The 26,361-nt window shown below is 57.4% G+C and carries 23 protein-coding genes; 8 read left to right on the forward strand and 15 right to left on the reverse strand.

All coding sequences use genetic code 11. The features are described 5' to 3' along the window. Nucleotides 1–26 precede the first annotated feature (26 nt). Both fumA and ABLV75_RS03310 read right to left on the reverse strand, forming a co-directional pair. Entirely contained in the window at nt 27–1,682 is a 1,656-nt protein-coding gene (gene fumA / locus ABLV75_RS03305) for a class I fumarate hydratase FumA (protein WP_004102544.1), read from the reverse strand. Between the two features lie 52 nt (nt 1,683–1,734). Then, entirely contained in the window at nt 1,735–3,240 is a 1,506-nt protein-coding gene (locus ABLV75_RS03310) for an anion permease (protein WP_004102542.1), read from the reverse strand. Between the two features lie 627 nt (nt 3,241–3,867). Between ABLV75_RS03310 and ABLV75_RS03315 the strand changes: the two genes are divergently transcribed. Then, complete coding sequence (locus ABLV75_RS03315; RefSeq protein ID WP_004113380.1) at nt 3,868–6,645, forward strand: flavocytochrome c; 2,778 nt, start codon at nt 3,868–3,870, stop codon at nt 6,643–6,645. 65 nt (nt 6,646–6,710) lie between these two features. Further along, nucleotides 6,711–7,661, forward strand: a complete 951-nt coding sequence (locus tag ABLV75_RS03320) for an FAD:protein FMN transferase (RefSeq protein ID WP_004102540.1) — start codon at nt 6,711–6,713, stop codon at nt 7,659–7,661. Here ABLV75_RS03320 and dcuR read toward each other — a convergent pair. Both dcuR and ABLV75_RS03330 read right to left on the reverse strand, forming a co-directional pair. Continuing rightward, nucleotides 7,642–8,361, reverse strand: coding sequence for a two-component system response regulator DcuR (gene dcuR, locus ABLV75_RS03325; RefSeq protein WP_016807965.1), 720 nt, complete (start codon nt 8,359–8,361; stop codon nt 7,642–7,644). The genes ABLV75_RS03320 and dcuR overlap by 20 nt on opposite strands. Continuing rightward, nucleotides 8,358–9,977: a sensor histidine kinase gene (locus ABLV75_RS03330; protein ID WP_016807964.1), complete on the reverse strand. Its 1,620-nt coding sequence runs from the start codon at nt 9,975–9,977 to the stop codon at nt 8,358–8,360. Before ABLV75_RS03330 ends, dcuR begins: the two co-directional genes overlap by 4 nt. A gap of 377 nt (nt 9,978–10,354) precedes the next feature. Here ABLV75_RS03330 and ABLV75_RS03335 point away from each other — a divergent pair, with 377 nt between their 5' ends. The 3 genes from ABLV75_RS03335 (at nt 10,355) to ABLV75_RS03345 (ending at nt 14,356) form a co-directional block, all read left to right on the forward strand. Continuing rightward, on the forward strand, nt 10,355–11,260 hold the full coding sequence (locus ABLV75_RS03335) for an N-acetylmuramic acid 6-phosphate etherase (protein ID WP_004113377.1): 906 nt from the start codon (nt 10,355–10,357) through the stop codon (nt 11,258–11,260). A 300-nt stretch (nt 11,261–11,560) separates the two neighbouring features. Then, nucleotides 11,561–13,216, forward strand: a complete 1,656-nt coding sequence (gene mqo / locus ABLV75_RS03340) for a malate dehydrogenase (quinone) (protein ID WP_016807963.1) — start codon at nt 11,561–11,563, stop codon at nt 13,214–13,216. A gap of 213 nt (nt 13,217–13,429) precedes the next feature. Beyond that, a complete protein-coding gene (locus ABLV75_RS03345) occupies nt 13,430–14,356 on the forward strand; it encodes a LysR substrate-binding domain-containing protein (RefSeq protein WP_004102531.1) in 927 nt (308 codons plus the stop codon). Here the strand turns inward: ABLV75_RS03345 and mdcH are convergent. The 11 genes from mdcH to ABLV75_RS03400 form a co-directional block, all read right to left on the reverse strand. Then, nucleotides 14,346–15,248, reverse strand: a complete 903-nt coding sequence (mdcH, locus tag ABLV75_RS03350; protein ID WP_064370116.1) for a malonate decarboxylase subunit epsilon — start codon at nt 15,246–15,248, stop codon at nt 14,346–14,348. The genes ABLV75_RS03345 and mdcH overlap by 11 nt on opposite strands. Then, nucleotides 15,245–15,865, reverse strand: a complete 621-nt coding sequence (locus ABLV75_RS03355; protein ID WP_348854886.1) for a malonate decarboxylase holo-ACP synthase — start codon at nt 15,863–15,865, stop codon at nt 15,245–15,247. Before ABLV75_RS03355 ends, mdcH begins: the two co-directional genes overlap by 4 nt. A 2-nt stretch (nt 15,866–15,867) precedes the next feature. Then, nucleotides 15,868–16,827, reverse strand: coding sequence for an AEC family transporter (locus ABLV75_RS03360; RefSeq protein ID WP_004102525.1), 960 nt, complete (start codon nt 16,825–16,827; stop codon nt 15,868–15,870). A 128-nt stretch (nt 16,828–16,955) separates the two neighbouring features. After that, on the reverse strand, nt 16,956–17,756 hold the full coding sequence (gene mdcE / locus ABLV75_RS03365; RefSeq protein ID WP_004102523.1) for a biotin-independent malonate decarboxylase subunit gamma: 801 nt from the start codon (nt 17,754–17,756) through the stop codon (nt 16,956–16,958). Further along, nucleotides 17,756–18,589 (reverse strand): biotin-independent malonate decarboxylase subunit beta, encoded by an 834-nt coding sequence (locus ABLV75_RS03370; protein ID WP_004102522.1) that lies wholly within the window; start codon nt 18,587–18,589, stop codon nt 17,756–17,758. Before ABLV75_RS03370 ends, mdcE begins: the two co-directional genes overlap by 1 nt. Continuing rightward, complete coding sequence (gene mdcC, locus ABLV75_RS03375) at nt 18,582–18,881, reverse strand: malonate decarboxylase acyl carrier protein (RefSeq protein ID WP_348854887.1); 300 nt, start codon at nt 18,879–18,881, stop codon at nt 18,582–18,584. The genes ABLV75_RS03370 and mdcC overlap by 8 nt, the downstream gene beginning before the upstream one ends. Before the next feature lie 17 nt (nt 18,882–18,898). Then, nucleotides 18,899–19,741 carry a triphosphoribosyl-dephospho-CoA synthase gene (locus ABLV75_RS03380; RefSeq protein WP_004102519.1) on the reverse strand — a complete coding sequence of 281 codons (843 nt, stop codon included), beginning with the start codon at nt 19,739–19,741 and terminating at the stop codon, nt 18,899–18,901. Beyond that, nucleotides 19,741–21,396 (reverse strand): malonate decarboxylase subunit alpha, encoded by a 1,656-nt coding sequence (mdcA, locus tag ABLV75_RS03385; protein WP_004102518.1) that lies wholly within the window; start codon nt 21,394–21,396, stop codon nt 19,741–19,743. The genes ABLV75_RS03380 and mdcA overlap by 1 nt, the downstream gene beginning before the upstream one ends. 268 nt (nt 21,397–21,664) lie before the next feature. Continuing rightward, entirely contained in the window at nt 21,665–21,826 is a 162-nt protein-coding gene (locus ABLV75_RS03390) for a hypothetical protein (RefSeq protein WP_159103625.1), read from the reverse strand. 29 nt (nt 21,827–21,855) lie between these two features. Continuing rightward, the gene (locus ABLV75_RS03395; RefSeq protein WP_004102517.1) at nt 21,856–22,890 is read right to left on the reverse strand and encodes an AI-2E family transporter; all 1,035 of its coding nucleotides are present in this window, start codon (nt 22,888–22,890) and stop codon (nt 21,856–21,858) included. A gap of 171 nt (nt 22,891–23,061) precedes the next feature. Continuing rightward, nucleotides 23,062–23,385, reverse strand: coding sequence for a hypothetical protein (locus ABLV75_RS03400; protein WP_004102516.1), 324 nt, complete (start codon nt 23,383–23,385; stop codon nt 23,062–23,064). Nucleotides 23,386–23,415: 30 nt separating this feature from the next. Here ABLV75_RS03400 and mdtJ point away from each other — a divergent pair, with 30 nt between their 5' ends. From mdtJ to ABLV75_RS03415, 3 genes are all read left to right on the forward strand, one after another. Further along, nucleotides 23,416–23,778, forward strand: a complete 363-nt coding sequence (gene mdtJ, locus ABLV75_RS03405) for a multidrug/spermidine efflux SMR transporter subunit MdtJ (RefSeq protein WP_004102515.1) — start codon at nt 23,416–23,418, stop codon at nt 23,776–23,778. After that, entirely contained in the window at nt 23,765–24,094 is a 330-nt protein-coding gene (gene mdtI, locus ABLV75_RS03410; RefSeq protein WP_004102507.1) for a multidrug/spermidine efflux SMR transporter subunit MdtI, read from the forward strand. The genes mdtJ and mdtI overlap by 14 nt, the downstream gene beginning before the upstream one ends. Nucleotides 24,095–24,200: 106 nt before the next feature. Then, nucleotides 24,201–26,357 (forward strand): bifunctional diguanylate cyclase/phosphodiesterase, encoded by a 2,157-nt coding sequence (locus ABLV75_RS03415; RefSeq protein WP_004102505.1) that lies wholly within the window; start codon nt 24,201–24,203, stop codon nt 26,355–26,357. Nucleotides 26,358–26,361 lie beyond the last annotated feature (4 nt).

Consider the following 26,361-nt stretch of genomic DNA (forward strand, 5'->3'; position numbering starts at 1 on the left):
TGACCCGCCGCCAGGGGCGGGTAATATCACCCTCTTTGCTGTGAACAGCCCGCGCACTGCTTATTCTGGATCTGCTGGAAGAAATCGTTGCCTTTGTCATCCACCAGAATAAATGCCGGGAAGTTTTCCACTTCGATTTTCCAGATGGCTTCCATACCCAGTTCCGGCCAGGCCACGCACTCCAGGCTCTTAATACTCTGCTGCGCCAGTACCGCAGCCGGGCCGCCGATGCTGCCGAGGTAAAAACCGCCGTGCTTGCGGCAGGCGTCGGTCACCTGCTGGCTGCGGTTGCCTTTGGCCAGCATGACCATGCTTGCGCCGTGGGATTGCAGCAGATCAACGTAGGAATCCATACGGCCAGCGGTAGTCGGGCCAAGGGAGCCTGACGCATAGCCTTCCGGAGTTTTCGCCGGGCCCGCGTAGTAAATCGGATGATCCTTGACGTACTGCGGCAATTCTTCACCGTTATCGATAAGCTCTTTCAGCTTCGCGTGGGCGATATCGCGGGCCACGATAATGGTGCCGTTGAGCGTCAGGCGCGTTGAAACCGGGTGGGCGGAAAGCTGGGCCAGAATTTCGCTCATCGGCTGATTAAGGTTAATGCTGACGACCCTGCCTTCACCCTGCTGGCGCAGGTGTTCAGGAATATACTGGCCCGGATTGCTCTCCAGTTTCTCAATCCAGATACCGTGGCGGTTGATTTTGGCTTTGATATTGCGATCCGCTGAACAGGAGACGCCCATGCCCACCGGGCACGACGCGCCGTGGCGCGGCAGGCGGATGACGCGAATATCGTGAGCGAAATATTTACCGCCGAACTGCGCACCGAGGCCGAGGTTTTGAGCTGCGAGCTGCAGCTCATTTTCCAGCTGAATATCGCGGAAGGCCTGGCCGTGCTCGTTGCCTTCGGTCGGCAGGCCGTCGTAATACTTCGTTGAGGCCAGCTTAACGGTTTTCAGCGTGGCCTCTGCCGAGGTGCCGCCAATCACAAAGGCAATATGGTACGGTGGACAGGCGGCCGTGCCGAGCGTGCGCATTTTCTCGACGAGATAGTTTTTCAGCTTCGCTGGGGTGATTAACGCCTTGGTTTCCTGATACAGATAGGTTTTGTTGGCCGAGCCGCCGCCTTTGGCCATACAGAGGAATTTATATTCGTCGCCGTCAACGCTATAGAGATCAATCTGCGCCGGAAGATTGGTGCCGGTGTTGACCTCTTTATACATATCCAGCGCGGCGTTCTGCGAATAGCGCAGGTTGTCTTCGGTATAGGTGTTATAGACGCCGCGGGTGAGGGCCGCCTCATCGCCGCCGCCGGTCCATACGCGCTGGCCTTTCTTGCCCATAATAATCGCCGTACCGGTATCCTGGCAGGTGGGCAGCACGCCTTTCGCCGCGATTTCAGAATTGCGCAGAAACTGCAGCGCCACGTATTTATCGTTGTCGCTGGCTTCAGGGTCGAGAAGGATTTGCGCGACCTGTTTCTGATGATCCACCCGCAGCATAAATGCCGCATCGTGGAAGGCCTGCTGCGCCAGCAGAGTGAGGGCCTGAGGATCGATTTTGAGGATCTCCTGGCCTTCGAACTCGGTCACGGAAACGTGATCCTTGCTCAGCAGATAGTATTCAGTCTTATCTTGCGCTAACGGAAAGGTTTCCTGATAGACAAAAGGTTTAGTCGACATTGCTTTGCTCCCTAAGAGTAAAACCGCCGGAGTTGGCCCCGACGGTTATGAATCAGAACATCATGGACATCCACGGATAGCCAATCAGCAGCAGGGCAGCCAGGAAGATGGCGCCGAAAATCGTACCAAGACGCCAGTAGTCTTTGGTCGGCAGATAGCCGCTGCCGTAGTAAATCGGGCTGGGGCCGGTACCGTAGGGGGTAATAATCCCCATCACGCCGAGCGAGGTCACCATCAGCAGCACGAAGACCTGCATGTTCATACCCGGGATGGTGGAGGCGATAGTCAGCATCGCCGGCAGCAGCGCGGTGGTGTGGGCGGTGGTACTGGCAAACAGATAGTGCAGCAGATAGAACGCCAGCAGGAGGATAACGGTAGCCACGCCCGGAGAGATGCCGCTCATTAGCGCGCCGCCTTCTTTACCCAGCCAGGCGATAAAGCCGGTGGAGGAGAGACCGTCGGCCAGCGCCACCAGGGTCGCAAACCAGGCGAAGGTATTCCATGCCGCTTTATTACTGGTGATATCGTTCCATGAGAGTACGCCGGTCCATAGCATCAGCACGATAACCAGCAGGGCGGCCAGCGCCGGTTCAATCCACTCGGCGGCGAAGATCCACATCATCAGCGCGAAGCAGACGAAGACCAGCAGCAGGATTTCATTGCGCGACAGGCGGCCAAGTTTTTCCAGCTCGCGGGCGGCCCACAGCGGCACTTCATCGTTGACTTTGACTTCTGGCGGATAGAACCAGTAGGCCAGCAGCGGCATTGCCAGAATCAGCAGGATACCCAGCGGCAGGAAAGCGATAAACCAGGTGCCCCAGGAGATATTGATTCCAACAATGCTTTTCACCAGCGCCAGAGCCAGCAGGTTCGGCGCCAGAGCTGAGAGAAACATCGAGCTGGTGATACAGGCGGCGGTGATCGCCACCCACATCAGGTAGGAGCCGATGCGGCGCGCGCTTGGGTCATTGGGTTTTGAGCCATAAAGCGGCGGCAGGTTAGCGATAATCGGGTAGATGGTCCCCCCGCTGCGCGCGGTGTTGGAGGGGGTGAACGGCGCCAGTAGCAGATCGGCGAAGGTGATGGCGTAGCCCAGCGTCAGGCTACGGCGGCCAAGATATTTCACCAGAATGAGCGCCAGACGGCGGCCAAACTGGGTCTTATCGTAGCCTGCGGCAAACATAAAGGCGCCGAAGATCAGCCACACGGTGGAGTTACCGAAACCGCTCACCGCCCATTTAAAGGAGGCGCCGGCAAGCTTAAAGCCGGGTGCGGCGAGCTGTTCAGGACTGAACAGCAGCCACTGGCTGCACAGGGCAATCACCACCACGCCGGTAATACCGATGACCGCGCCGGGCAGCGGTTCAAAGATTAGACCGACGATGACGCCGACGAAAATGGCAAAGTAGTGCCAGGCGTAAGGGGGCAGGCCCTCGGGCACCGGGATGAACAACAGCAGGACGGCAACGATAATGGGCATCGCCATCATCAGTAGACGTTTATAAGCAGCCTGGGGGGCTGCACCGGCAGGCGGTATGGTTGTCTTTTTCTCTTTCATAATGAGTATCTGCAAGTAGTTAAAAATTGGGTTTTGTCACCGACCAACCTTTCGATTTCTTTAGTTGCAAAACTTACTTTAATTATTAATCGTCGATTCTGGTTATGCCGATGACCATTATTTAACGCTTTTTGTTGGGCGCTAAATTAAAAAGATTGGTTATTTATATATTGCGCTTTCATGCGGTATTGCAATTGATTGAGATCAAAAAAAGCGGGTTGTTGAGCAAATTTTTATTATCTCTAATAACCCTGTTTAGTGAGGTGTTTATTTGTATGAAATATAGATAGATGTTAAATATAAATTGAGCTCGATAAAGTAATTAAAATTTATCTTGTTGAAATATATGTCTATTTATTGGTTTCCTGGTGGGGGCTCATGTTAACAATGGTTTCCTGATTGTTATGATTAGTCCTGTTTTTGTGAATAATTTATTTTTAATTAATAATACAAAGGAGGTATTGGTGTTATTGCTGGTATTAAATAGTTTTTTAACTAACGTAATATCTTTGGTAACTAAAAAAAGCGCTATATTATGGGCATGACTTAAGGGATTACTAAATACAAGCAAAAACAATTCCGTCGCCTGATTCTCAATTTTTAATATTTATAATCTGGAGCGTCATTATGACCAGTTATCCACGAATTTTGCGTCCTTTTACTTTACCGAACGGTACCGAGCTTAAAAACCGCCTGTTAATGGCGCCGATGACAACCTGTACCGGTTATTTTGACGGAACCGTAACCAGCGAACTGGTGGAGTACTATCGCGCTCGCGCCGGCAGTATCGGCACCATCATTGTTGAATGCTGCTTTATCGATGATTACGGCCTGGCGTTCCCGGGCGCTATCGGCATCGATAACGATGAAAAAATAGCCGGACTGGCGAAAATCGCCGCCGCTATCAAAGCGGAAGGCTCAAAAGCGATTCTGCAGATTTACCACGGCGGCCGGATGGTCGATCCGCAGCTTATCGGCGGACGCCAGCCGGTCGCGCCCAGCGCCATTGCCGCGCCGCGCGATGGCGCTGCGACGCCGCGCGCGCTGAGCGGTGATGAAGTTGAAGGCATGATCGCGAAGTTTGGCGACGGCGTGCGCCGCGCCATTCTGGCCGGGTTCGACGGCGTAGAAATTCACGGCGCGAATACCTATCTGATCCAGCAATTTTATTCGCCAAACTCTAACCAGCGCGACGACGAGTGGGGCGGCAGCCGCGACAATCGAGCGAAATTCCCGCTGGCAGTGCTGGATATCACTCATAAAATGGCCCGCCAGTACGCCGACGATGCCTTTATCATCGGCTATCGTTTCTCCCCGGAAGAGATGGAAGTCCCGGGCATCCGTTTTGATGACACCCTGTATCTGCTGGAAAAGCTGGCCGCCCGCGGCGTGGATTATCTCCACTTCTCCGTTGGCGCAACGCTGCGCCCGTCGATTGTCGATACCACCGATCCCACGCCGCTAATTGAAAAATATTGCGCCATGCGCTCTGAAACCCTGGCTCAGGTGCCGGTGATGGGCGTGGGCGGGGTCGTTAACGCAGCCGATGCGGAGCAGGGGCTGGATCATGGCTATGATCTGATGGCGGTGGGGCGTGCCTGCATTGCTTACCCTGACTGGGCGGCGCGCATTGCCGCCGGCGAAGAGCTGGAATTGTTTATTGACAGCACCCAGCGTGAAGCTCTGAACATCCCGGAACCGCTGTGGCGCTTCTCGCTGGTGGAGGCAATGATCCGCGATATGAGCATGGGCGACGCCAAATTCAAACCGGGGATGTTCGTCGAAACCGTTCAGGACGACGCCAACGAGCTGGTTATCAACGTCAGCCTTGAAAACGACCGCATCGCCGATATCGAGCTGGCGGCAAGCCCGGTGCAGACCGTCGAGTTCACCACCAGCTTTGAAGAGATCCGCGAACGTATTCTCAGCGCTAATACCCCGCACGTGGATGCGATTTCCGGCGCAACCAGCCAGAGCGAAGCGGTGAAAAAAGCGGTGTCCAAAGCGATGCTGAAGTCCAGTAAAGCGCTGGCCGCCGAAGAGGGCGCGGGCGAAGCGGCGCCGAAAAGCTACGATGTGGTGGTGGTCGGCAGCGGCGGAGCCGGGCTGGCGGCGGCGATTCAGGCGCACGATGAAGGCGCGAGCGTGCTGATCGTTGAAAAAATGCCGACCATTGGCGGCAACACGATTAAAGCTTCAGCCGGGATGAACGCCGCAGAGACCCGCTTCCAGCGCGTGAAAGGTATTGAAGATAGCAAAGAGCTGTTTTACCAGGAAACGCTGAAAGGCGGTAAGAACAAAAACGACCCGCAGCTGCTGCGCCGCTTCGTGGAAAATGCGCCGGAAGCCATTGAGTGGTTGGCGCGTCGCGGCATTATGCTTAACGATATCACCACTACCGGCGGGATGAGCATCGACCGCACCCACCGTCCGCGCGACGGGTCGGCGGTCGGCGGCTACCTGATCAGCGGCCTGGTGCGTAATATCACTAAACGCGGGATCGATGTCCTGCTGGATACGTCGGTTGAAGAGATCCTGATGACCGACGATGAGGTGAGCGGCGTACGCCTGCTTAACGATGAACAAGAAACCGTTGTGGTACAGACGAAGAGCATTGTCGTGGCTACCGGCGGCTTCAGCGCCAACAGCGCGATGGTGGTGAAATACCGCCCGGATCTGGCCGGCTTCGTGACCACCAACCATAGAGGGGCGACAGGCGGCGGTATCGCGCTGCTTGAACGCATCGGGGCCGGGACGGTGGATATGGGCGAAATCCAGATTCACCCGACCGTCGAGCAGCAAACCTCGTATCTGATTTCCGAGTCGATCCGCGGCGGCGGGGCGATTCTGGTGAACCAGCAGGGCAACCGCTTCTTCAACGAAATGGAGACCCGCGATAAGGTTTCCGCCGCGATTATCGCGCTGCCGGAGCACTTCGCTTATATCATCTTTGACGAGCACGTCCGGGCGAAAAACAAAGCCGCCGACGAGTACATTGCTAAAGGTTTCGTCACCAGCGCCAGCTCGCCGCGCCAGCTGGCGGAGAAACTGGGGATGGATTACCATGCCTTCCTCGATACGCTGGAACGCTATAATGGCTTTGTTGAAAAACAGCATGACGATGATTTTGGCCGCACTACCGCGCTGCGCGCGCCGATTAATGAAGGCCCGTACCATGCGATTCGCATCGCCCCGGGGGTTCACCACACGATGGGTGGCGTGACCATCAATACGGAAACCGCGGTATTGAACGCCGGTCAACAGCCGATTGCGGGCGCTTTTGCCGCAGGTGAAGTGGTTGGCGGCATCCACGGCGGTAACCGCATCGGCGGTAACGCAGTGGCCGATATCATTATCTTCGGTACCCTCGCGGGCCATCAGGCGGCGAAACGCGCCAGAGGTTAAGCGTCAGCGACACCTGCCGGGCTGGCAAATAGACGGCCCGGCTTCTTATCTCTCAGGAGTATGATATGTCCGACAACCGCGTCTACAGCTACTCCGCCGTGCTGATGGGTTCGCCCATTCTCCTCAAGCTCTATGTTCACGATGAACCGCTCGCTTCACGCGTTTTTCAGCTGATTAAGGGCTACGAAGATCTTTTCACCGTTAACCGCGCGCACTCCCAGGTGATGGATATCAACCAGGCCGCCGGGCGGCATCCGGTGACGGTAAGCCGTCCGGTCTACGCGCTGATCAAATGCGCCAAAGCCGCCAGCATGGTGCGCGACAGCGCGTTTAATCTGGCGATTGGCCCGCTGGTGAAGCTGTGGCGCATCGGCTTTCAGGGCCGCAGCGTGCCCGCGGCACCCGATATTGCCGCCCGACTGGCGCTAACGCGTCCGCAGGATGTGATCCTCGATGATGCCGCCAGCAGCGTCTACCTTGCGCGGACGGGGATGGAGATCGATCTTGGGGCCATTGCCAAAGGCTATATCGCCGATCGGGTGCGCGACTATTTGCAGCAGCAAGGCATAAACGCCGCGCTGATTAATCTCGGCGGCAACGTCCACACGCTCGGTGAGTGGTCTATCGGGCTGAAAAAGCCGTACTCAGCGGCGGATGCGCTGATCGGCAGCATTGCGGTGGCGGGGCAGTCGGTGGTGACCTCGGGCATTTACGAACGCTATTTCGAGCAGGATGGCAAACGCTGGCACCATATACTCGATCCACGCAGCGGTTATCCGCTGGATAATGAGCTGGAAAGCGTAACCATTATTTCCGCCGACTCTCTGGACGGCGATATCTGGACGACCCTGATTTATGGCCTTGGCGTCGAGAAAGGCTGCGCGGCCCTGCGCCAGCGTGAGGATATCGAAGCGATTTTCGTTACCAAAAACCGCGACGTTATCCTCTCTTCACAGCGCCGGTTCCGCTTTCAGCTGCTGGATGACGGCTACCGGCTTAGTGACTGTACTGCTTAAGCAGATTGTATTGCTCGGCTATCAGGTGATAGCGATACACCGGACGTCCGGTGGCGCCATAATGAATGCTGGTATAGAGAATGTTAATTTGCGCCAGCCAAATCAGGTATTTACGGCACGAGACCCGAGATATGTTCACCGCCGCCGCCAGTTCGTCGGTGGAAAACTCCACGTCCGGGTGGGCATCAATCCACTGACAGAGGGTACGCAGCGTCTGGGGGGTTAAGCCTTTCGGCAATTTACGGGCATCCGCGGCATCCGGCACATTGCCGTGCAGCAGCCGGTCAACGTCCGCTTGTTCGTAATAGGGTTGACCGGTCATCAGCTTACGTTTTTCGCGCCAGGCGGTCAGGGCCTCTTCAAAACGCGGAAACTGGAAGGGTTTGATCAGATAGTCCACCACGCCGTAGCGCATAGAAGCCTGAACCGTCGCGGCGTCAGCGGCTGAGGTGATCATAATCACGTCGATGGCCCGTCCCGAGGCGCGGATAGCGGGCAGCAGATCCAGGCCGCTATCCTGCTGCATATAGACATCCAGCAGCACCAGGTCTATCTCCAGATCCTTGTCGTTAATCATCTCCCTGGCTTTACTCAACGTAGACGCAGTGCCGCTACAGCGGAAGCCGCTGACTCGTCCCACGTACAGGCGGTTCAGTTCAGCAACCATGGCATCATCGTCAACAATTAACACATTTATCACGCACTTTTCCTTTTACTGTCCCAGGGGAGGTGAACAAAAAATTGGGTAAACACACCGGGCTCGGATTCTACGGCCAGCGACCCGCCCAGTTCACGAAGCTGCTGGCTGGCGAGAAACAGCCCGACGCCGCGATTTTCGCCTTTGGTGGAGAAGCCTTTATTAAAAATATCCTCGATAAAGTCTGCCGGGATGCCGGGGCCATCATCGCTGACTTCGCCGCTCAGCCAGCCGTTCTGATAATGCAGCAGCAGGCCGACTTCGCCTTCGGCCTGGCCGCTCATAGCATCCAGCGCGTTCTCGATTAAGTTGCCCAGCACCGTGACCAGCACGGTGACCTGTTTTTCATTCGGGCAGTCCGGCACCAGGCTCTCTTCGGCAAGGGTGAGGGTAAAACCTCGCTCCTTGGCGCGCTGTATTTTGCCGATCAAAAAGCCGGCCACCACTGGCGATTTGATCCGATGCTGGATTTCGCCGATATCCGCCTGATAGGTGTGGGCGGTCTGCAGCACGTACTCTTCAAGCTTATCGTAGCTTTTCATATTCAACAGGCCGAGAATTACGTGCAGCTTGTTCATAAACTCATGTGAGGTGGTGCGCAGGGCGTCGACATAGTTCACCATCCCGTCAAGCCGCTGCAGCAGCTGGCTGACTTCGGTCTTGTCGCGGAAGGTACTAATCGCGCCGACCACCTCATCCTGACTGCGGACCGGCACCGTATTACTGATCAGCAGCAGACCATTACAGCCGAGCTCCCGATCGTAGATCGGCTCGCCGGTATGTAAAACTTCCTGCAAATCAGCCAGCAGCGGCGTTTGCGCGATATCGCGTCCAGGGCCGCTAAACAGAACGTCGCGCGCGGCGGGGTTAATCAGCGTCACCTTGCCGTCGGCATCTACCGCCACCACCCCCTCTTTTAATGAATGCAGCATCGCCTGGCGTTGCTGGAACTGCGTTGAGATCTCTTGCGGCTCGAGGCCCAGCAGAACGCGCTTCAGGCCGCGAACCAGGCTCCAGGTACCGACGGCGCAAACCAGCGCGCTGAACAGCACGGTGAGGAGCACATCCCAGCGGCTGTCGGCGATCTGCGTATCGACTTTGCTCAGCGAAATACCAATCGCCACCACGCCGATTTGCCGGCGGCTATCGTCAAAGACCGGGGTGAATACCCGCAGCGCGGGGGCCAGCACGCCGTGATTGACGGCTACATTCTCTTTGCCCTTCAGCGTAGGCAGGATGTCATCGCCGATAAAGGGTTTGCCGATAATCTGGCCATCAGGATGCGAGTAGCGAATCCCGTCCATATCGGTCACGACGGCAAACAGCAGGCCATTGCGTTTGCTGACGGCCAGAGCCAGCGGCTGAATGATTCCGCGTTCAGGCGGCAGCGTCAGACCCCGCTTAACCTCAGGGGAGTCGGCCAGCGTCCGCGCCACCGCCAGCGCCGTATCCTTGACGCCATCGCGGGTTGCGCCGCTTATCTGCATAAACCACAGGGCGTAGACCAGAATCAATACGGAACCGATGACGCTGCCAATCATTAAGGTCACGGCGGTGCTCAGCTTCATACTCATCGGGCGTTTACGCGCGGGCGCTGCCTGCTGCGCTAATTCATTCATACCGACCCCAGGATAAAACGGTTAGATAGGTATTATCGCTGAATGCATGGCTTTCATAAAGCCGTGTAATAAAAGCCAAATAACTCTGATACGCCAGCGTTGAAGATCGCGTTGGGGTTTATTCCGGATGTTTCCTGCGGACGAAGCGTGCCGGATATTTACCTGGTTAAAAATCATTGCGCTCAACGGACCATTGCCTGAATAACGACCAGTCGATGGCTGAATGGCTTCAGGGGGGCAAAACTGTGACTCCCGTGGCGGTAAAGCGCGTCATGAAAGCTTTACACTGCAATTAATAGCCATGGTCAATGAAAGGGTTTGCCGCAGGCCAGCGCTTTCGCCCCCGAAGGTTCTTTCGGTTCTAAACGGAGGTTTTTATGAGCAGTAAGCCAACCGCTTCAATGATGGAACGACGCCACCCTGAAACTACCCATATAGAGAGTCTTGCCACCCTCGATATGCTGACGCTGCTGAATAAGGACGATCGGCAGATTGCCGAAGCGGTCGAAGCATGTTTGCCGGAGATCGCGCGCCTGATTGATAACGCCACGGCGACGCTGAGTCGGGGAGGGCGACTGGTGATTATCGGTGCCGGGGCGTCAGGTCGTGCCGCCGTGCAGACGGTAAGTGAGTTTACGCCGGAGGGGAAACATTCGCTGGTCGGACTTATCGCCGGCGGCCCTGCCGCTGCGCTGCAGGAGATGGAAACCGCGGCGAATGATTACGATCTTGGCGCCTTTGAACTACAGGCGTTACAGTTCAGCAACCAGGATATGCTGCTGGCGCTGACGGTAAGTGGCAAGACTCCGTGGGTCTGGGGGGCGATGCGCCATGCCTGGTCGCTGGGCGCGCCAATTGCGGTTCTGACGCAGCAGGCCAATAGCGAAGCCGCCCAGCTGGCGGATATTATTATCGCCCCGCAAACCGGGCCGGAAGCGGTGGCTGGCTTTGGCAATCCGAAGGCGCAAATTGCGCAGCGACAGATCCTCAATATGCTGACCACCGGGCTGGCTATTCGTAGCGGGCGAGTGTATGAAAACCTGCGCGTCGATCTGCAGGCCAGCACGCCGCGCTGGGCCGAGCGGCAGATTGCCATCGTAATGGCGGCGACGGCGTGCTCGCGCAGTGAGGCCAAAGCCGCGCTGGCCAGCTGCAACCAGCACTGCCGGACGGCAATCTTGATGCTTCTCAGCGGGCTGGATGCCTGGCAGGCGCGCGAGCTGCTGGCAGAGCATAACGACAGTCTGCGGATTGCGCTACGGGCAGCGCAGCCGGTGGCCTGAACTTAACCTGGCGGCGCGTATTTGCGCAATACGCGCCGATGAAGGCAATATCATTCCTCCGGTACGGCAATTTTATTCCTCACTAACCATCCGTTTACTCTGATTTAATTTTGCGGGTTGTAAATATACCATCCGATGCATATTTATTGCTTTGGGCAATATTTTACTTTTTTAAGTTAAAAAAACCAGGTTAACAATAATTAGCTATGCGTGCGAATGTGTAAATGACATTTTAAAATAAAGTAAAAGTGCGTTAATATGCAGGCTCTTATTACACTTGTGCTATGTGATATTTCTATTATGCCTGCAATTAAAAATACGATTATATCTATGACCGCATTAGCGATGTTCGTCAGCTCGGCGACCTTCGCAAATGACGATACCTCGAAAAAAACCGATTTCCTGCTGATCGGCGGCGGCATCATGAGCGCGTCGCTGGGAACCTGGCTGCATGAGTTACAGCCGGACTGGAATCAGGTCATGGTTGAGAAGCTGGATGGCGTCGCCCTGGAGTCCTCTAACGGCTGGAACAATGCCGGTACCGGGCACTCCGCGAATATGGAGCTGAACTATACGCCGGAACGCCCGGATGGCACCATTGACGTCAGCAAAGCGCTGGATATTAACGAACAATTTATGATCTCCCGCCAGTTCTGGACGGCGCAGGTCAAGCGCGGCATTTTGCACGATCCGCACTCCTTTATTAACTCCACCCCACATATGAGTTTTGTCTGGGGCGATAACGTGGATTATCTGCAAAAGCGCTATGCCGCGCTGCAGCAAACGACCTTATTCCAGGGGATGAAATTCTCCACCGATCACCAACAAATAAAACAGTGGGCGCCGCTGGTCATGGAAGGTCGCGATCCGCAGCAGCGCGTGGCGGCGACCTGGACACCGGTGGGTACCGACGTAAACTATGGGGAAATAACCCGTCAGCTGATCGGTAGTCTGAAGAAAAATAACAACTTCACCCTGCAAACGTCTTCTGAAGTGACCGCCTTTAAACGCAATGCTGATAATTCCTGGCACGTGACAATCAAAAACGTTAATAGCGGCGAAGAGCGGGCGATCGATGCGAAATACGTATTTATCGGCGCCGGCGGCGGTGCTCTGAAATTACTGCAAAAAACCGGTATTCCGGAGGCGGATAACTACGCCGGTTTCCCGGTGGGCGGCTCCTTCCTGATGACCGAAAACCCGGCGGTAACCAACGAGCATCGTCAAAAAGTTTACGGTCAGGCTTCGGTTGGCGCGCCGCCGATGTCGGTGCCGCACCTTGATGCCCGCTTCCTCGACGGCAAGCGCGTGGTGCTGTTTGGGCCGTTTGCGACCTTCTCAACTAAGTTCCTGAAAAACGGTTCCTTCCTCGACCTGCTGAGCACCACGACGACCAGTAACGTGCTGCCGATGACTCATGTCGGTCTGGATAACTTTGACCTGGTGAAATACCTCATCAGCCAGGTGATGCTCAGCGACGATGACCGCTTTGCCGCGCTGAAAGAGTACTATCCTGGCGCGCGCAGAGAGGACTGGAAGCTGATTCAGGCTGGCCAGCGCGTGCAGATCATCAAAAAAGATGCCGAGAAGGGCGGCGTACTGAAGTTGGGTACCGAAGTGGTGGTGGATGAACAGAAAACCATCTCCGCGCTGCTGGGCGCTTCGCCGGGGGCTTCCACCGCCGCGCCGATTGCCCTGAACGTGATCAAGCAGATGTTTCCGGCGCAGTTTAATTCCCCGGAATGGCAGAGCCGCATTCGCGATATCGTACCGAGCTATGGCCAGAAGCTGAACGGCAACGTCGCGCTGACCCAGCAGGTGTGGGATGATACCGCAGCGGCGCTACAGCTCACCAAACCGCCGGTGATTGAAATGAACGTCTCCGCTCCGGTAATGACCGCCAAACCGGCAGAGCCGAAGGCGGAAACATCGCCGCAGCACGATATGGCGCTGTAAGCCCACGTCGTTGACATTGCCCGGTGGCGGCTGACGCCTCACCGGGCTTACTGGCCTCTCTTCGCTGCCCCGGCGAAAACGCTAAATTGCTAAAATCTCTTCCCCCGGCGATATCCCCCTTCCGGCTAATCCTTCAATCGTGAATTGCGGTTATACTGTCTTGAAATCACAAAAGAAAATGCGAATGAAGACCGAAAAGCGGAGCCCGGGGCAATGAAAGACGATATTAATCAGGACATCACCTTCCGCAAGCTGTCGGTATTTATGATGTTTATGGCAAAGGGCAATATTGCCCGAACCGCAGAATCAATGCAGCTGAGCGGCGTTAGCGTCCACCGGGCGCTGCATACGCTGGAAGAGGGCGTTGGCTGCCCGCTGTTTATTCACAAAGGGCGCAACCTGCTGCCCCTCCCGGCGGCGTGGACGCTGCTGGAGTACTGCCAGGACGTGATCAGCCTGATGACCCGCGGACTGGAAGCCACGCGTAAAGTTGCGGGTGTCGGACAAGGGCGGCTGCGAATCGGCACGCTTTACTCACTGACCCTTGAAACCGTACCGCGCATTATTATGGGCATGAAGCTGCGGCGGCCGGAACTGGAACTGGATCTCACCATGGGTTCCAATCAGATGCTGCTGGATATGCTGGAAGATGACGCGCTCGATGCGATCCTGATCGCCACCAACGAAGGTGAATTCAACAATTCAGCTTTTGATGTGGTCCCGCTGTTTGAGGATGATATCTTTCTTGCCGCCCCGGCGACGGAACAACTGGACACCTCAACGCCCGCCGAGCTGCGCGACTATGCGCGGCGTAAATTCGTTTCTCTGGCGGAAGGGTTTGCCACCTATGCCGGATTTCAGGACGCTTTTCAGGTGGCGGGATTTCAACCTGAAATCGTCACCCGGGTTAACGATATTTTTTCGATGATTAGCCTGGTGCAGGCGGGCGTGGGCTTTGCGCTACTGCCGGGACGAATGAAAAAGGTGTATGAAAATGACGTTCAGCTGTTGAAGCTGGCGGAGCCCTATCAGATGCGCCAGCTGATCTCCATTGTCTACTCACACCATCGCGAGCGCGACGCCGACCTGCTGGCGCTGGCGGCGGAAGGGCGGATGTACGCCCGCAGCCTTAGCCATTAAGCCGGTTTGCCAGGTGACGGGCGACGTCGATACCGCTGCGCTCCAGCGAAATGCTTTCTCCTCGCCAGCCCGCCTGGCGGGTGAGGCAGGTTAGCACCCCGCCGGGCGGCATCTCGATTGCCAGCCGCGCGTCCCGTTCATCAGCGGCGATCATCGCTTCCTGCCAGCGCACGGTTCGCGCCATATTCAGCGCCAGATCGTCGGCGATTTTTAATGGGTCCCATAAAACGCGCGCCGTGGAGCCGCTCAGATACGCACAGCACGGTCGTTGCAGCGTGACGTCAGCGAAGGCTTTTGCCAGCTTAGCCGCCGGTTCATTCAGCAGCGCGCAGTGGGAAGGGACGCTAACCGCCAGCCGCTGAGCTTTACTGGCGCCAGCCGCCAGCGCCAGCTGAGCCACGCGGGCCATCTCGTCGTCGCGTCCGGCAATGACAATCTGCGTTTCAGCGTTAAGGTTGGCAATATAGAGGTCGCTATCGGCAATCAGCTTTTCCACGCGGTTGAGCGTCAGGCCCATAATCGCGGTAAGCCCGTAGCCGTGGGGATAAGCCTGCTCCATTAAATCGCCGCGCAGCGCCACCAGCCGCAGGGCGTCGGTGAAATCCAGCGCGCCGGCAATGACCGCCGCCGGAAAAGCCCCTATCGACAGGCCGCTGACCATGTCCGGCTTCACACCTTGACGCTGTAGCTCCCGCGCCCAGGCTGCGCCTGCGATCAGCAAGCACAGCTGCACTGCACGGGTATGTTTTAACGCAGCGGCGGTATCTAAATGGTCTACTTCATCGCCGAGCACGGTACGCGCCTCGGCAAGGATGTTCTGGCGGTCGGGAAGGGCGGCGAGCATATCCGGCCGCTGGTTTCCCTGACCGGGAAAGGTAAAGAGAATTTTCATGCTTCCTCCCTGTTCCATGGCGTAGCGGTCAGGCGCGCGCCGCGGGACGTTTTCAGCAGGGCGCGGCCATCTCGTAGCCACTCGTTTAATGCGAATGCCCCTGCAGGCGTTTCGACCTGGGTATCCGCCCGGCAGGGCAGACGGACGACGCGGGACTGCCAGGCGAGCAGCGCTTCGCGGTCGAGCGGCTGCGGCGCGCGGATCAGCAGATCGAGATCGCTGGCGGCGTGAAGCACGGGAATTTCGGTGGCCAGCGCATAGCCGGTACTGCCGGTAATGCCCCAGCGCCACGGCCAGTCGTGCAAGGTCAGTGATATCGCCGCCTGTACCGGCGGCTGAGAGACAAACGGCGAACGCAGAAGCAGCAGGCGATCGGCGAACGTTTCCGGGGTAATGGTTCGGAGGATATTCTCCCTCCGTACCCACCCCGCAGCGCGCTGTTCGCGCTTCATGCCCCGCACGCCCACCGGAATGCGGGCGCTGACGTCAACGTCGCGTCGTACCACCACCGGCAGGCTGGTGCGCCAGTGCTGAGCGACCCAATGTTCCTCGATCGCCTCCAGCGCGGCGGCACTATTCAACCAGACTAAATCGTGAGGACGCGGCGTTGATAGCATCGTTAGATCCCTGAAGTTAAAGTGATAAACAGCGGCAGCGACAGGATACACAGAACCGAGCTTAACAGCAGCACCGCTTCCGCATCCGGCGACTGTACGCCAAAGCGGTTGCCGAAGACCACGCCGAAGAAACCGGCCGCCAGCGCAATCATCAGAATGGCGGTAATGGCGATAGAACCGTGCAGCCCCAGCAGCATCACCAGACTCCAGGCGATAAACGGCTGAACCAGCAGTTTGACGAGAGTGGAAGTGGCAATCAGCGCATTGAGCTGCAGCTTACGCGCCGACAGAATGACACCGGTCAAGAACAGCGCCGCGGCGGTCGCCGCCAGGCCCAGCGGTTTAATAGAGGCCAGCAGCAGATCCGGCATTTTGAGACCGATCGCCGAAAGGACAACCCCCAGCAGAGGCCCCCAGACTATCGGTTTTTTCACTGAACGCCACATCAGTACCGGCAGCATCGCCAGCGTCGAACCGCTGTTCTCGCCGGCGGCAAGCGCTTTTTCACGCTCCAGAATCAGCAGACAGAACGGCGTCATCAGTACCGAGCCGCAAGCGATGGAAACGGCGACGGAGAGGGATGTTGATGCGCCTTCGCCGAGCACGCTGCCCAGAATCGGCAGACCAAGAGCGGCGTAGTTAGGCAGCGCTACGGTCAGGGTCAACACGGCGGCATCCTGCGGCGAGCGCTTGAATACGCGGGTAGCGAGGAAGTAGATGGCCGCATAGGTAATCCACATGGCCCCGGTCAGTACCAGTACCAGCGGCGATTGCGCGACGATACCGTTCCATGGGGTTTGCACCGTGGCGCTAAACAGCGTCGCGGGGAGGGCAAAATCCATCACGAAAATATTGAGTAAAGAGACGTTTTTGTTATCGACCATTTTGGCCTTGCCGGCCCAGAAGCCCAGCAGCATGATGACAAAAATCGGCGCGAGGGCATGAATAATCACATAAGTCATATATCACCTGTAAATGAAAAAGAGTACTGGCGCGATTGTTATAATTTCTAAAAGCGGTTCCTTCCCGGAGCGCTCGATGGCGCCCCGGGTGGCCGCTTCCGGCAGGTTTTCTTCTACTTAGGGACTGACTACCAGCTGGCGCGCATGCGATCGCGTACTAGTTGGGAACTACGGCGGTTCTCCGCGCCAAGGCGGCACTTCAGTGAGGCATCCCGGCGGGCGTCAGCGATGGCGTCGCGCAGGGTATCGGTGACCAGCGTCAGATCGCGGGCGTCCGGTGCGTCAGGATTACTGATATCCAGCAGAGCGGAGAGCAGGCCGAGCGTCGCGTAGTTGCTGACGTCATAGGCCATAGGCGGAATGGTTGCCGCCAGTTTCTCCAGCGCTTCAACGGTACGCAGGGTGATCCGCGCGGCCGACTCTTTACCCATCGCATGCACCAGTACCCCGGCGTCGTTAAACGCGATCAGTCGATTAGCCTGGTAGCCGTGGGCGAGAAACGCCCCGGACATCGCTTTGCCGACGATCAGGCCAATCACCGGATGCCCGGCAAGACGCGCCTTCGCGTATGCGCCTGCGGCGCCAGCCAGCGCCTGATGAATACCAAATGCTTCTTCGCGACGGCCATAGGCCTGGCTGGGGACATCGATAACCGCGATAATCGGGCGCTTCACCGTTTTATCGGCATCGGCGTCGAGGGTTTCGTTGACCACTTTTGCCAGCGTCCAGCCTTCGAGCAGGCCAACTTCACCCTGAGCGGCGCGTGGGTAATGGTTATTAGCATCCGGTACCACGGCGATAAAACGGGCGCTTTCACCGTTAAAATCGGCGTCGGCAACCTGCACCGATGGGCACAGACCGGTCATTAGCGGGGCATTCGGCGCCAGCTGATTTAGCCACAGCGCGGCGCGATTAGTGAACTGGCTCATTATTTCACCTCCCGGGCGAATAGCTGTTTGATCTGCGCGGTGTCCGCCTGCTGGCGGGTATCGAATCGGGTCAAACGGGTCAGGAAATCTTCATATTTGTCGCTGCGATGCTGCGCGGGCACGCCTTTGGCGATCGCCTCGTTCATCGCGCTTTTCACCGCGTTGATACCATCGCCTACCAGGGCATCGACCAGGCCGCTGGCGTAGCGAATTTCGCCGCCGGTCATGCTCCAGATAAACGGACGGTCGCGGGAGTCATACTCTTCAATCCCCGCTTCCTGCTCGATAACCTGCGGCCCGTTGAGGCCCAGACGCGCTTCACGGGTGACAATCAGGTAGCTACACAGCGCCGCGGCGATGGACATTCCGCCGAAGCAGCCGACGGTGCCGGCAACGATGCCGACCACCGGGGTATAGCGGCGCAGGTCGACTATTGCGGCATGAATATCGGCGATGGCAGCAAGGCCCAGGTTGGCTTCCTGCAGGCGCACGCCGCCGGTTTCCAGACACAGCACGGCCTGAGTGGGAATACCGTTGCGGTTATCTTCCGCCGCCAGCTCAAGGGCGGCGGCCATTTTCGCGCCGGAGACCTCACCCATGCTGCCGCCCTGGAAGGTACCTTCAATGGCAATCACCACCGCCGGCTGGCCATTGATGGTCCCTTTTGCAACAACCATACCGTCGTCGGATTGCGGGACGATGCCCTGCGCGCCGAGCCACGGCGACATAATGCCGTCGAAAGGATCCAGCAGTTCGCGATAGCTGCCGTCATCCAGCAGGGTGCGGGCGCGTTCACGAGCGCGGAGTTCAATAAAGCTGCGATCGTTACGCATGAGCCACCTCCTCAAAAACCTGTTCAATACGGATCCGCGCGACGCCGGGCGTGGCGCCGAAGTCGTGGATGATCAGCTGTCCGCCGGGCAGGCCGTTAATCAGGCTCAGCCGTTCGAATAGCGCGTTCCAGCGCGCCTGGCTGTTGTCCGCGGAGGTGGTGATTTCTACGTTAAGCGTATCGCTCTGTCCGGCGGTATAGAGCACTTCCATATCGCCGGAGCCTACAACGCCTGCCAGCGCTTTGCCGCTGAGGGCGCGGTTGGCAGGGAATGACAATTTAATCTGTTCCATAACATCCTCTGAATGCGTTAAGCGGAAACCCGGTCGAGAAACAGGGTGGCGGCAAGAAGATCCGCCGCGCCACCCGGCGAGGCGTTCTGCGCCAGCATCTGCGCATCAAGACGCGCCAGCGCGGCGCGTCCCCTGGCTGTCGCACATCCTCCCGCTGCCAGCACCTCGCCAGCGCCTTGCCGCATCGCTTCAAGGCCCGCCATTCCGGCGCGGGAGAGTACGCAGGTATCGCTAAGCGAAGTCATAATCGCCATCAGCGCATCAAGCCGGGCCTGCTCTTCACTGGCTCCCTCGGCCCGGCTGCGCAATAGCCGCGGCAGGGCAAGGGTAGTGACGTGCGGAAAAGCGCGCTGCGCTTCTTCCCGCGCGCCCGGAACCTGCCAGCGGCGGCTGGCGCGCAGGCCTTTACTGAAAGTTTTCGGCGCGCAGGCATCCGGCAGACGGGCGAGGGCGGCGGCGGTTTCCGCAATCCTCTGTGCATGACCCTCTCCTCCCAGCATCGCCGTCGCGCTGACCAGCAGGCCCAGCGCCCAGATAGCGCCGCGATGGGTATTGACCCCGGCAGTCGCCTGCATCATCTGCGCTTCGCCTTCGCGGCCCAGCCGGCCAACGGTTTCACGCAGGGCAACGTCCGCCGGCCGCAGCCAGCTCTGCTGGGCTAGCGCATGAAACGTTGGCTGCAGGCTGCGGGCTGAACGCTCCATCAGCGCCAGGCTCAGATCCTGATGCGCGCCGTTGCCGCGGCTATCGACCAGGCCCGGTTTAGGGCTGAGTCGCGCCTCGTCAACGAGGCAGGCGCTGGCGGTATGGGCCAGCCAGCGGGCCCGGGTTTCAGCAAACTGGGGAGAGAGTTTTTTCATTACCAGCTCCGGAATTTTGCCGGTGGGTTGTACAGACCGTCGGACCACTCAACCAGATCGGCCACGCTACCGGCGGCAAGCAGGGAGCGGGTGGCATCGCTGCGGCGGATACCGATATCCTCCGGATACACGACTTTGCCGCTTTGGCGCAGTGCGGCCACGCGTTTGGCATCAACGCCGAGACCGATATCGGTGATCCCGGCCACGGCGGCTACCATAGCCCGGCGCTCTTCAAGGCTTTCCGCCCGATAGAGATAGGCGATGCCTTCTTCGGTCAGTACATGGGTAACGTCATCGCCGTAAATCATTACCGGCGCCAGCGGCATCCCGGAGGTTTTGGCGACTTCAACGGCGTCAAGTTTTTCCACGAAGGTCGGTTTCACGCCCGCCTGGAACGTTTCCACCATCTGTACCACCAGCTTTTTACCGCGCTGCATCGGGTCCGGTTCGGTAATCATGTTGAGCCATGCCGGCGTGGCGTGGCGGCGACCGTGCGGATCATGGCCCATATTCGGCGCGCCGCCGAAGCCGGAGAGGCGGCCGCGGGTCACCGTGGAGGAGTTAGCGTAGCCGTCAACCTGAAGGGTCGAACCGATAAACATATCTACCGCATACTGTCCCGCCAGCTGGCAGAAGGCGCGGTTGGAGCGCATGGAGCCGTCGGCGCCGGTAAAGAAGATATCCGGACGCGCGCGAATGTACTCTTCCATCCCCAGCTCGCCGCCGAAGCAGTGGACGCTCTCTACCCAGCCGCTTTCAATCGCCGGAATCAGCGTCGGGTGCGGATTCAGCGTCCAGTGTTTACAGATCTTACCCTTCAGACCGAGCTGTTCGCCGTAGGTTGGTAGCAGCAGTTCGATGGCGGCGGTGTTAAAGCCGATCCCGTGGTTCAGGGATTGCACCTGATGCTCGGCGTAGATGCCTTTAATCGCCATCATCGCCATCAGGATATGTTCCTGTTTAATCAGGCGCGGATCGCGGGTAAACAGCGGCTCGATAAAGAACGGTTTATCCGCGACGACTACGTAGTCAATCCACGAACCGGGGATATCCACGCGCGGCAGATCGCATTCGTCATCCACCAGTTCGTTAACCTGGGCAATAACGATGCCGTCATGAAACGCGGCGGCTTCTACCAGCGCCGGAGTGTCTTCGGTGCTCGGCCCGGTGTACAGGTTACCCTTGCGGTCGGCTTTATAACCGGCTATCAGCGCGACGTTCGGCGACAGGTCTACATAAAGACGGGAATAAAGCTCGATATAGGTGTGGATAGCGCCGATTTCCAGCAGGCCATCTTCCAGCAGCTGCGAAATACGCAGGCTCTGGGTACCGGAGAAGGAGAAATCGAGCTTGCGGGCGATACCTTTTTCGAAGAGGTCCAGGTGCTCGCTGCGCCCGACGCTCGGCATAATCATATGCAGGTCGTGAATTTTTTGCGGGTTAACTTCCGCCAGCATCCGCGAGAGGAAATCAGCCTGTTTCTGGTTGTTACCTTCCAGCACCACGCGGTCGCCGGGGGCCAGCAGCTGCTCAAGGGCCGCAACCAGCTGGTCGGTGGGGATCACTTTGCCTGAGACCCTGGCCTCGGCCAGTCGCCGCTGTTTTTCCGTACGGCGACGGTTCCAGACGCGTCCCGTCGTTTGTTCGGCACTCATTATTAACCTCCTGATTCGACGAATCGTTTTGATTGTCCTGGTGTGGGAATAAGTGTGCGTCGCGACGTGGCGGGCATCAATTAAGGCCGATGGAGAATCGTTAGCGTAAGAGTAATGATTGGTGGGGTAGAGATGTGATGGCGATCAATAATGATAGTGAATGATTGGTCTACGAGGAGGCGACGTAGAGATAAAAGTGAAGAGTGGGGGAATTTTCCGGTGGCGCAGCTTCTCCCCGGCTCGCACTGCGTTTAGCCGGGCTACGGGTTCACAGCCGCTTGTAGGCCGGTAGCCCGGACAGATGCGCCAGCATCGCCTCCGGGAAGTTTTGCCACTCCGCAGTCAGTCCCCAGGGGGCGGCGCAAGCGCCTGCCCGGGCTACAGGTTCACAGCCGTCTGCGGGCCGGTAGCCCGGACAGATGCGCAGCATCGCCTCCGGGAAAAGCGCGTGCAATGTCGTTAGTTTTTACTCAAATCACTCAGCAGAAAGGCAATACTCTGCCCGGCCACCGTCTGTTCGAGGGCGATTTTGACAATGATCGTCAGCGGTACCGAAAGCAGCATCCCTACCGGACCCAGCAGCCAGCCCCAGAAAATCAACGACAGGAAGACCACCAGCGTCGATAACCCCAGCCCGCGGCCCATAATGCGCGGTTCAAGGATGTTGCCGAACACCAGGTTAATCACCAGATAGCCCGCCAGGACCACCAGCGCTTCGTACAGACCGCCGAAGACCAGCACCTGTAAAATCGGCGGGATCGCCGCGAGGACCGAGCCAATATTCGGAATATAGTTGAGAGCAAAAGCCAGCAGCCCCCACATAAAGGCAAAACGAACGTCCAGCAGCACCAGCATTCCCCAGACCACCAGTCCGGTCACCAGGCTGATGGCGGTTTTTAATACAAGGTAGTGGGAGACGCTATCCAGCGCCCGTTGAATCGCGCCCATGCCTTCCACCGGCCGCGACATCAGCTGCTGCAGCTTTGCCGGAAGCTGCGGGACCTCCAGCAGCATAAATACCACCGTCAGCAGCAGCAGGAAGATAGAGGACATGGCGTTTGAAAGCTGGGTAAGCAGACTGGTCACCAGCGTCATCACCGCGTTAGGGTCAATGTACTTATTAAGCTCTACCACCGAGACGGTAAAGCCGAAGCGCTGCAGCCATGGCGCGATAGTCTGCATCGGTTCATAAAGATAATTGCGGTACTGCGGCAGCGTGCGCGCCAGTTCGTTAAGCGAGGTGCCCAGCGAGGCCAGTAGCACCACGGCCAGCAGGACAATGACGCCGACCAGCAGCGAAATAGCCAGTACCCGCGGCACCCGACAGCGCACCATGAGCTGAACCAGCGGGTTAATCACTACCGCCAGAAAGATCGCCAGAATAAAAGGAACGATAATATCCGCCGCGAAGCGAATACCAGTCAGGATGATCACCATCATGCCAAGCATGATGACAATTTTTAAGCCGTTAAGCGTAATGATGGGTTTGGCCATACCGCTCCCTGCGAGAGAAAAAATGGGGTCTAATATGCGTTTATTGTAGACGCTGGCAAAGACAGCGTCTCAACGCGTCGCGTTGGTTAAAATGAAAAGCGCGACCCATGAATAAATAATTGACGAAACGCTATCATAATGGCGAACACCCCAGTAAAAAGCTAATCCAAATCAAATATCCGAGGTAAAGAACTGCAAAGACTTTGAGTTAAATGTGGCGTTATGGTACAAATCTGCGTGTGTATAACTACAGAGGACAATTTTCATCCGCAAATGATGAGAAGCAATACCGCGGATAATTGTAATTTTATGGACAATCAGTTCAGGATGTATATTTCTTATCACCCTGCAGTATCCCTCTTCAACTCCCGCTTCCTCGGCGAGCAGCACTGGCGCTCGGCGCTTTAGTTTTCTTCTCTCTGCCTGAGCTGGCGCGCTGCGCACGGCTAAATTAACGTCAGAATTTTTCCGGTTTACTTCGCAGTAAGCCGTCATGGATTATATTCTCAAGCAGGAGAAGGAATCATGTTTTATTGGATTTTATTAGCTTTAGCTATCGTTGCTGAAATTACCGGCACTTTGTCGATGAAATGGGCAAGCGTAAGCGGCGGGCATACTGGTTTTATTTTAATGCTGGTTATGATCGCGCTTTCCTATATTTTTCTCGCGTTCGCGGTGAAAAAAATCGCCCTCGGCGTAGCCTACGCCCTGTGGGAAGGGATTGGGATTTTACTGATCACCATTTTTAGCGTCCTGTTGTTTGATGAGACGCTGTCGATGATAAAAATCGCCGGGCTGGTCACCCTGGTCGCCGGGATTGTCTTGATCAAATCCGGGACGCAGAAAGCGGTAAAACCAGGCAAGGAGAAAGCGCATGCAACAGTTTGAGTGGGTCCACGCCGCCTGGCTGGCGCTGGCGATTGCGCTGGAAATTATCGCCAACGTTTTTCTTAAGTTTTCCGACGGCTTTCGCCGTAAATTCTATGGCGTGATGTCGCTGGCTGCGGTGCTTGGCGCCTTTAGCGCGCTCTCGCAGGCGGTCAAGGGGATTGACCTGTCGGTAGCCTATGCGTTGTGGGGCGGTTTCGGTATCGCGGCGACCATTGCCGCCGGCTGGGTGCTGTTTGGCCAGCGTTTGAACCATAAAGGCTGGATCGGGGTGATCCTGCTGGTGGCCGGCATGGTGTTAATTAAACTCGCCTGATATGATGCCGCCTGCGAATGCGGGCGGCAAAATCTGCTCTCTGTATTACGCTTAAAAAATGAGCCTGTTCGGGCAATTTAGCCACCGGCCGTGATGAGGGCAGAACATGATTCACTTGCCAGGTTGGCGCAATATTCCCTCCGCCAGAACGCTTTCCATCATGATCTTTTTCGCCGGGATCGGCCTCATCGTGTCGGTGGTTTTTCTGCTCTATCTCTCCCAGCATCTGATTGGCCAGAAAGCGAACGAAATTGATAAGCATCGCTCCGTTTTATCGGTTAATGGCGCGGTGCAGACGTCGGTTAACCGCGTGCTGTCGCTGGTTCTGGATAATTCCGTCTGGGATGATGCCGTGAGTCAGACCTATGCCGGAAGGCTCGATCCGCAGTGGCTCTATAATTCCTGGGGTTCTGGTTTCAAGATTAACAATCTCTATGACGGTACTTTCGTACTCGATCAGCACTACCGCGTACTGTGGGGATCGTTTCGCAGCCAGCCCTTCCCCGGGCAGGATACGCAGTTTCTCGGCAGCGGCTTCCACGCGCTTATTTCGCAGCATGCCGCCGCGCTGCGCAGCGGTAAAAGCGCCTGGGCTGGCATTACCGGCACCCGCGCCGGTATTGCTTTTATCGGCATCGGCCTGATCCGTCCGACGGTCGGACGCCTGCAGGTGTTTGATGATACCCGCCGCTATCTGGTGATTACCCGCCATATCAACCCGCAAATGCTTGAACGTCTAGGCGATACGTTCCAGATTCGCAATCTGCACGTCACCCAGACCGGCGGCGAATACAGCATTCCGCTACGTACCCAGGCCGGGGAAACCGTGGGCTACCTGAGCTGGCAGCCCGGCCTGCCCGGCGCCGAAGCGTCGCGGGCGGCATCGAACAGCATTCGGCTGATTGCAGCGGTGGCGGCAGGGCTGATCCTGCTGTTTATCCTGTTCAGCTGCCTCGGGCTGTACAAACTGGCGCGTGGCGAAAGCGTGGCGCGTCATACCACCATGACCGACTGGCTGAGCCGCCTGCCTAACCGGCGGGCGCTGATCGAACGGCTTAATCAGGTTTGTGAAAATTCGCGCTATCAGACGCAAAGCGTGGTGTTTATCGATCTCGACGGCTTTAAGGACGTTAATGATAACTACGGTCACGACGTCGGCGATGCGCTGATCCTGCATATTGCGAAGGCGCTGCGGGAGCGGGTTCCCCCGGAAGGGATGCTGGCGCGGATGGGGGGCGACGAGTTCGCAATGACGATAAGCGGCGCAGAGGCGGCCAATCAGGCTTCGGTCTTTGCCCGCGCGGTGCTGGAACTGTTAAACGCACCGATTATCCTGAGCGGACGCAAAATCTATATCAGCGCCAGTATCGGTATTGCCAGCGGCGTGCCGGCAAGCTGTTCCAGCACGGAGCTTTTTCGTCGCGCCGATATTGCCATGTACCACTCAAAAAAGACTGGCAAAGGGCGTACCACCTGGTATGACGACGCGCTCAGCGACGCGCGGCAGTATCAGCTCAATATCGAGAATGGCATTCGTCAGGGACTGGAGAACGAAGAGTTCGATGTCTGGTATCAGCCGATCGTCAACGCTGATACGCTGGTGATGGAAGGGGTGGAAGCGCTGCTGCGCTGGCCGCGACGCCCGCAGGGGGCGTTGCCGCCGGATGCGTTTATCGGTATCGCCGAAAGCAGCGGCCTGATATACGCCCTCGGTCAATTTGTCCTGCATCGCGCCTGCAGCGATCTGCAGCCGTTAGGCGATCTGCTTCTGTCGGTAAATATCTCCCCGGCGCAGTTCCGCGATCCGGAGTTCGAGTCGCGGGTAGTCCAGGTGCTGGGACGCTGCCATTTTCCGGCCCGTCGCCTTCAGCTTGAGGTTACCGAGAGCTATGTTCTGGAGAATCCCGACCGCGCGAGAACGGCGATTAAAAATTTAAAATCGCTGGGTATCGCGGTAGCGCTCGACGATTTTGGTACCGGCTACTCCAGCATCGGCTACTTACGCAGCTTCAGCTTCGACAGCCTCAAGATCGATAAATCGCTGGCCGGATTGGTGGATGTTGATACCCAGGCCGCAGAGCTGGTGCGCGGTACCGTGAGAATTGCCGGGGCGCTGGACATCACGGTGGTGGCGGAAGGCGTAGAGAATCAAAAACAGCTGGCGCTGCTGCGGCGGGCGGGATGCGACAGATTGCAGGGCTACTATTTTAGCGAACCGATGCCCGTCACGTCGTTACTGCAACTGCGCCAGCAGCAGGGCTGACCGC

It is taken from the genome of Klebsiella sp. CN_Kp066 (assembly GCF_040065135.1).
GTDB lineage: Bacteria > Pseudomonadota > Gammaproteobacteria > Enterobacterales > Enterobacteriaceae > Klebsiella > Klebsiella oxytoca.

Bases quoted from the DNA above. Each gene is read 5' to 3' on its own strand.
- ABLV75_RS03360 (WP_004102525.1), bottom strand. From the start codon at position 16,827: ATGACTTATGTGATTATTCATGCCCTCGCGCCGATTTTTGTCATCATG.
- ABLV75_RS03415 (WP_004102505.1), top strand. From the start codon at position 24,201: ATGATTCACTTGCCAGGTTGGCGCAATATTCCCTCCGCCAGAACGCTT.
- ABLV75_RS03345 (WP_004102531.1), top strand. From the start codon at position 13,430: ATGAAAGACGATATTAATCAGGACATCACCTTCCGCAAGCTGTCGGTA.
- ABLV75_RS03315 (WP_004113380.1), top strand. From the start codon at position 3,868: ATGACCAGTTATCCACGAATTTTGCGTCCTTTTACTTTACCGAACGGT.
- ABLV75_RS03320 (WP_004102540.1), top strand. From the start codon at position 6,711: ATGTCCGACAACCGCGTCTACAGCTACTCCGCCGTGCTGATGGGTTCG.
- ABLV75_RS03310 (WP_004102542.1), bottom strand. From the start codon at position 3,240: ATGAAAGAGAAAAAGACAACCATACCGCCTGCCGGTGCAGCCCCCCAG.
- ABLV75_RS03355 (WP_348854886.1), bottom strand. From the start codon at position 15,865: ATGCTATCAACGCCGCGTCCTCACGATTTAGTCTGGTTGAATAGTGCC.
- ABLV75_RS03400 (WP_004102516.1), bottom strand. From the start codon at position 23,385: ATGACGGCTTACTGCGAAGTAAACCGGAAAAATTCTGACGTTAATTTA.
- mdcH (WP_064370116.1), bottom strand. From the start codon at position 15,248: ATGAAAATTCTCTTTACCTTTCCCGGTCAGGGAAACCAGCGGCCGGAT.
- mqo (WP_016807963.1), top strand. From the start codon at position 11,561: ATGCCTGCAATTAAAAATACGATTATATCTATGACCGCATTAGCGATG.
- ABLV75_RS03370 (WP_004102522.1), bottom strand. From the start codon at position 18,589: ATGCGTAACGATCGCAGCTTTATTGAACTCCGCGCTCGTGAACGCGCC.
- mdtJ (WP_004102515.1), top strand. From the start codon at position 23,416: ATGTTTTATTGGATTTTATTAGCTTTAGCTATCGTTGCTGAAATTACC.
- ABLV75_RS03330 (WP_016807964.1), bottom strand. From the start codon at position 9,977: ATGAATGAATTAGCGCAGCAGGCAGCGCCCGCGCGTAAACGCCCGATG.
- fumA (WP_004102544.1), bottom strand. From the start codon at position 1,682: ATGTCGACTAAACCTTTTGTCTATCAGGAAACCTTTCCGTTAGCGCAA.
- mdcC (WP_348854887.1), bottom strand. From the start codon at position 18,881: ATGGAACAGATTAAATTGTCATTCCCTGCCAACCGCGCCCTCAGCGGC.
- mdtI (WP_004102507.1), top strand. From the start codon at position 23,765: ATGCAACAGTTTGAGTGGGTCCACGCCGCCTGGCTGGCGCTGGCGATT.
- ABLV75_RS03335 (WP_004113377.1), top strand. From the start codon at position 10,355: ATGAGCAGTAAGCCAACCGCTTCAATGATGGAACGACGCCACCCTGAA.
- ABLV75_RS03380 (WP_004102519.1), bottom strand. From the start codon at position 19,741: ATGAAAAAACTCTCTCCCCAGTTTGCTGAAACCCGGGCCCGCTGGCTG.
- ABLV75_RS03395 (WP_004102517.1), bottom strand. From the start codon at position 22,890: ATGGCCAAACCCATCATTACGCTTAACGGCTTAAAAATTGTCATCATG.
- mdcA (WP_004102518.1), bottom strand. From the start codon at position 21,396: ATGAGTGCCGAACAAACGACGGGACGCGTCTGGAACCGTCGCCGTACG.
- ABLV75_RS03390 (WP_159103625.1), bottom strand. From the start codon at position 21,826: ATGCTGCGCATCTGTCCGGGCTACCGGCCCGCAGACGGCTGTGAACCT.
- mdcE (WP_004102523.1), bottom strand. From the start codon at position 17,756: ATGAGCCAGTTCACTAATCGCGCCGCGCTGTGGCTAAATCAGCTGGCG.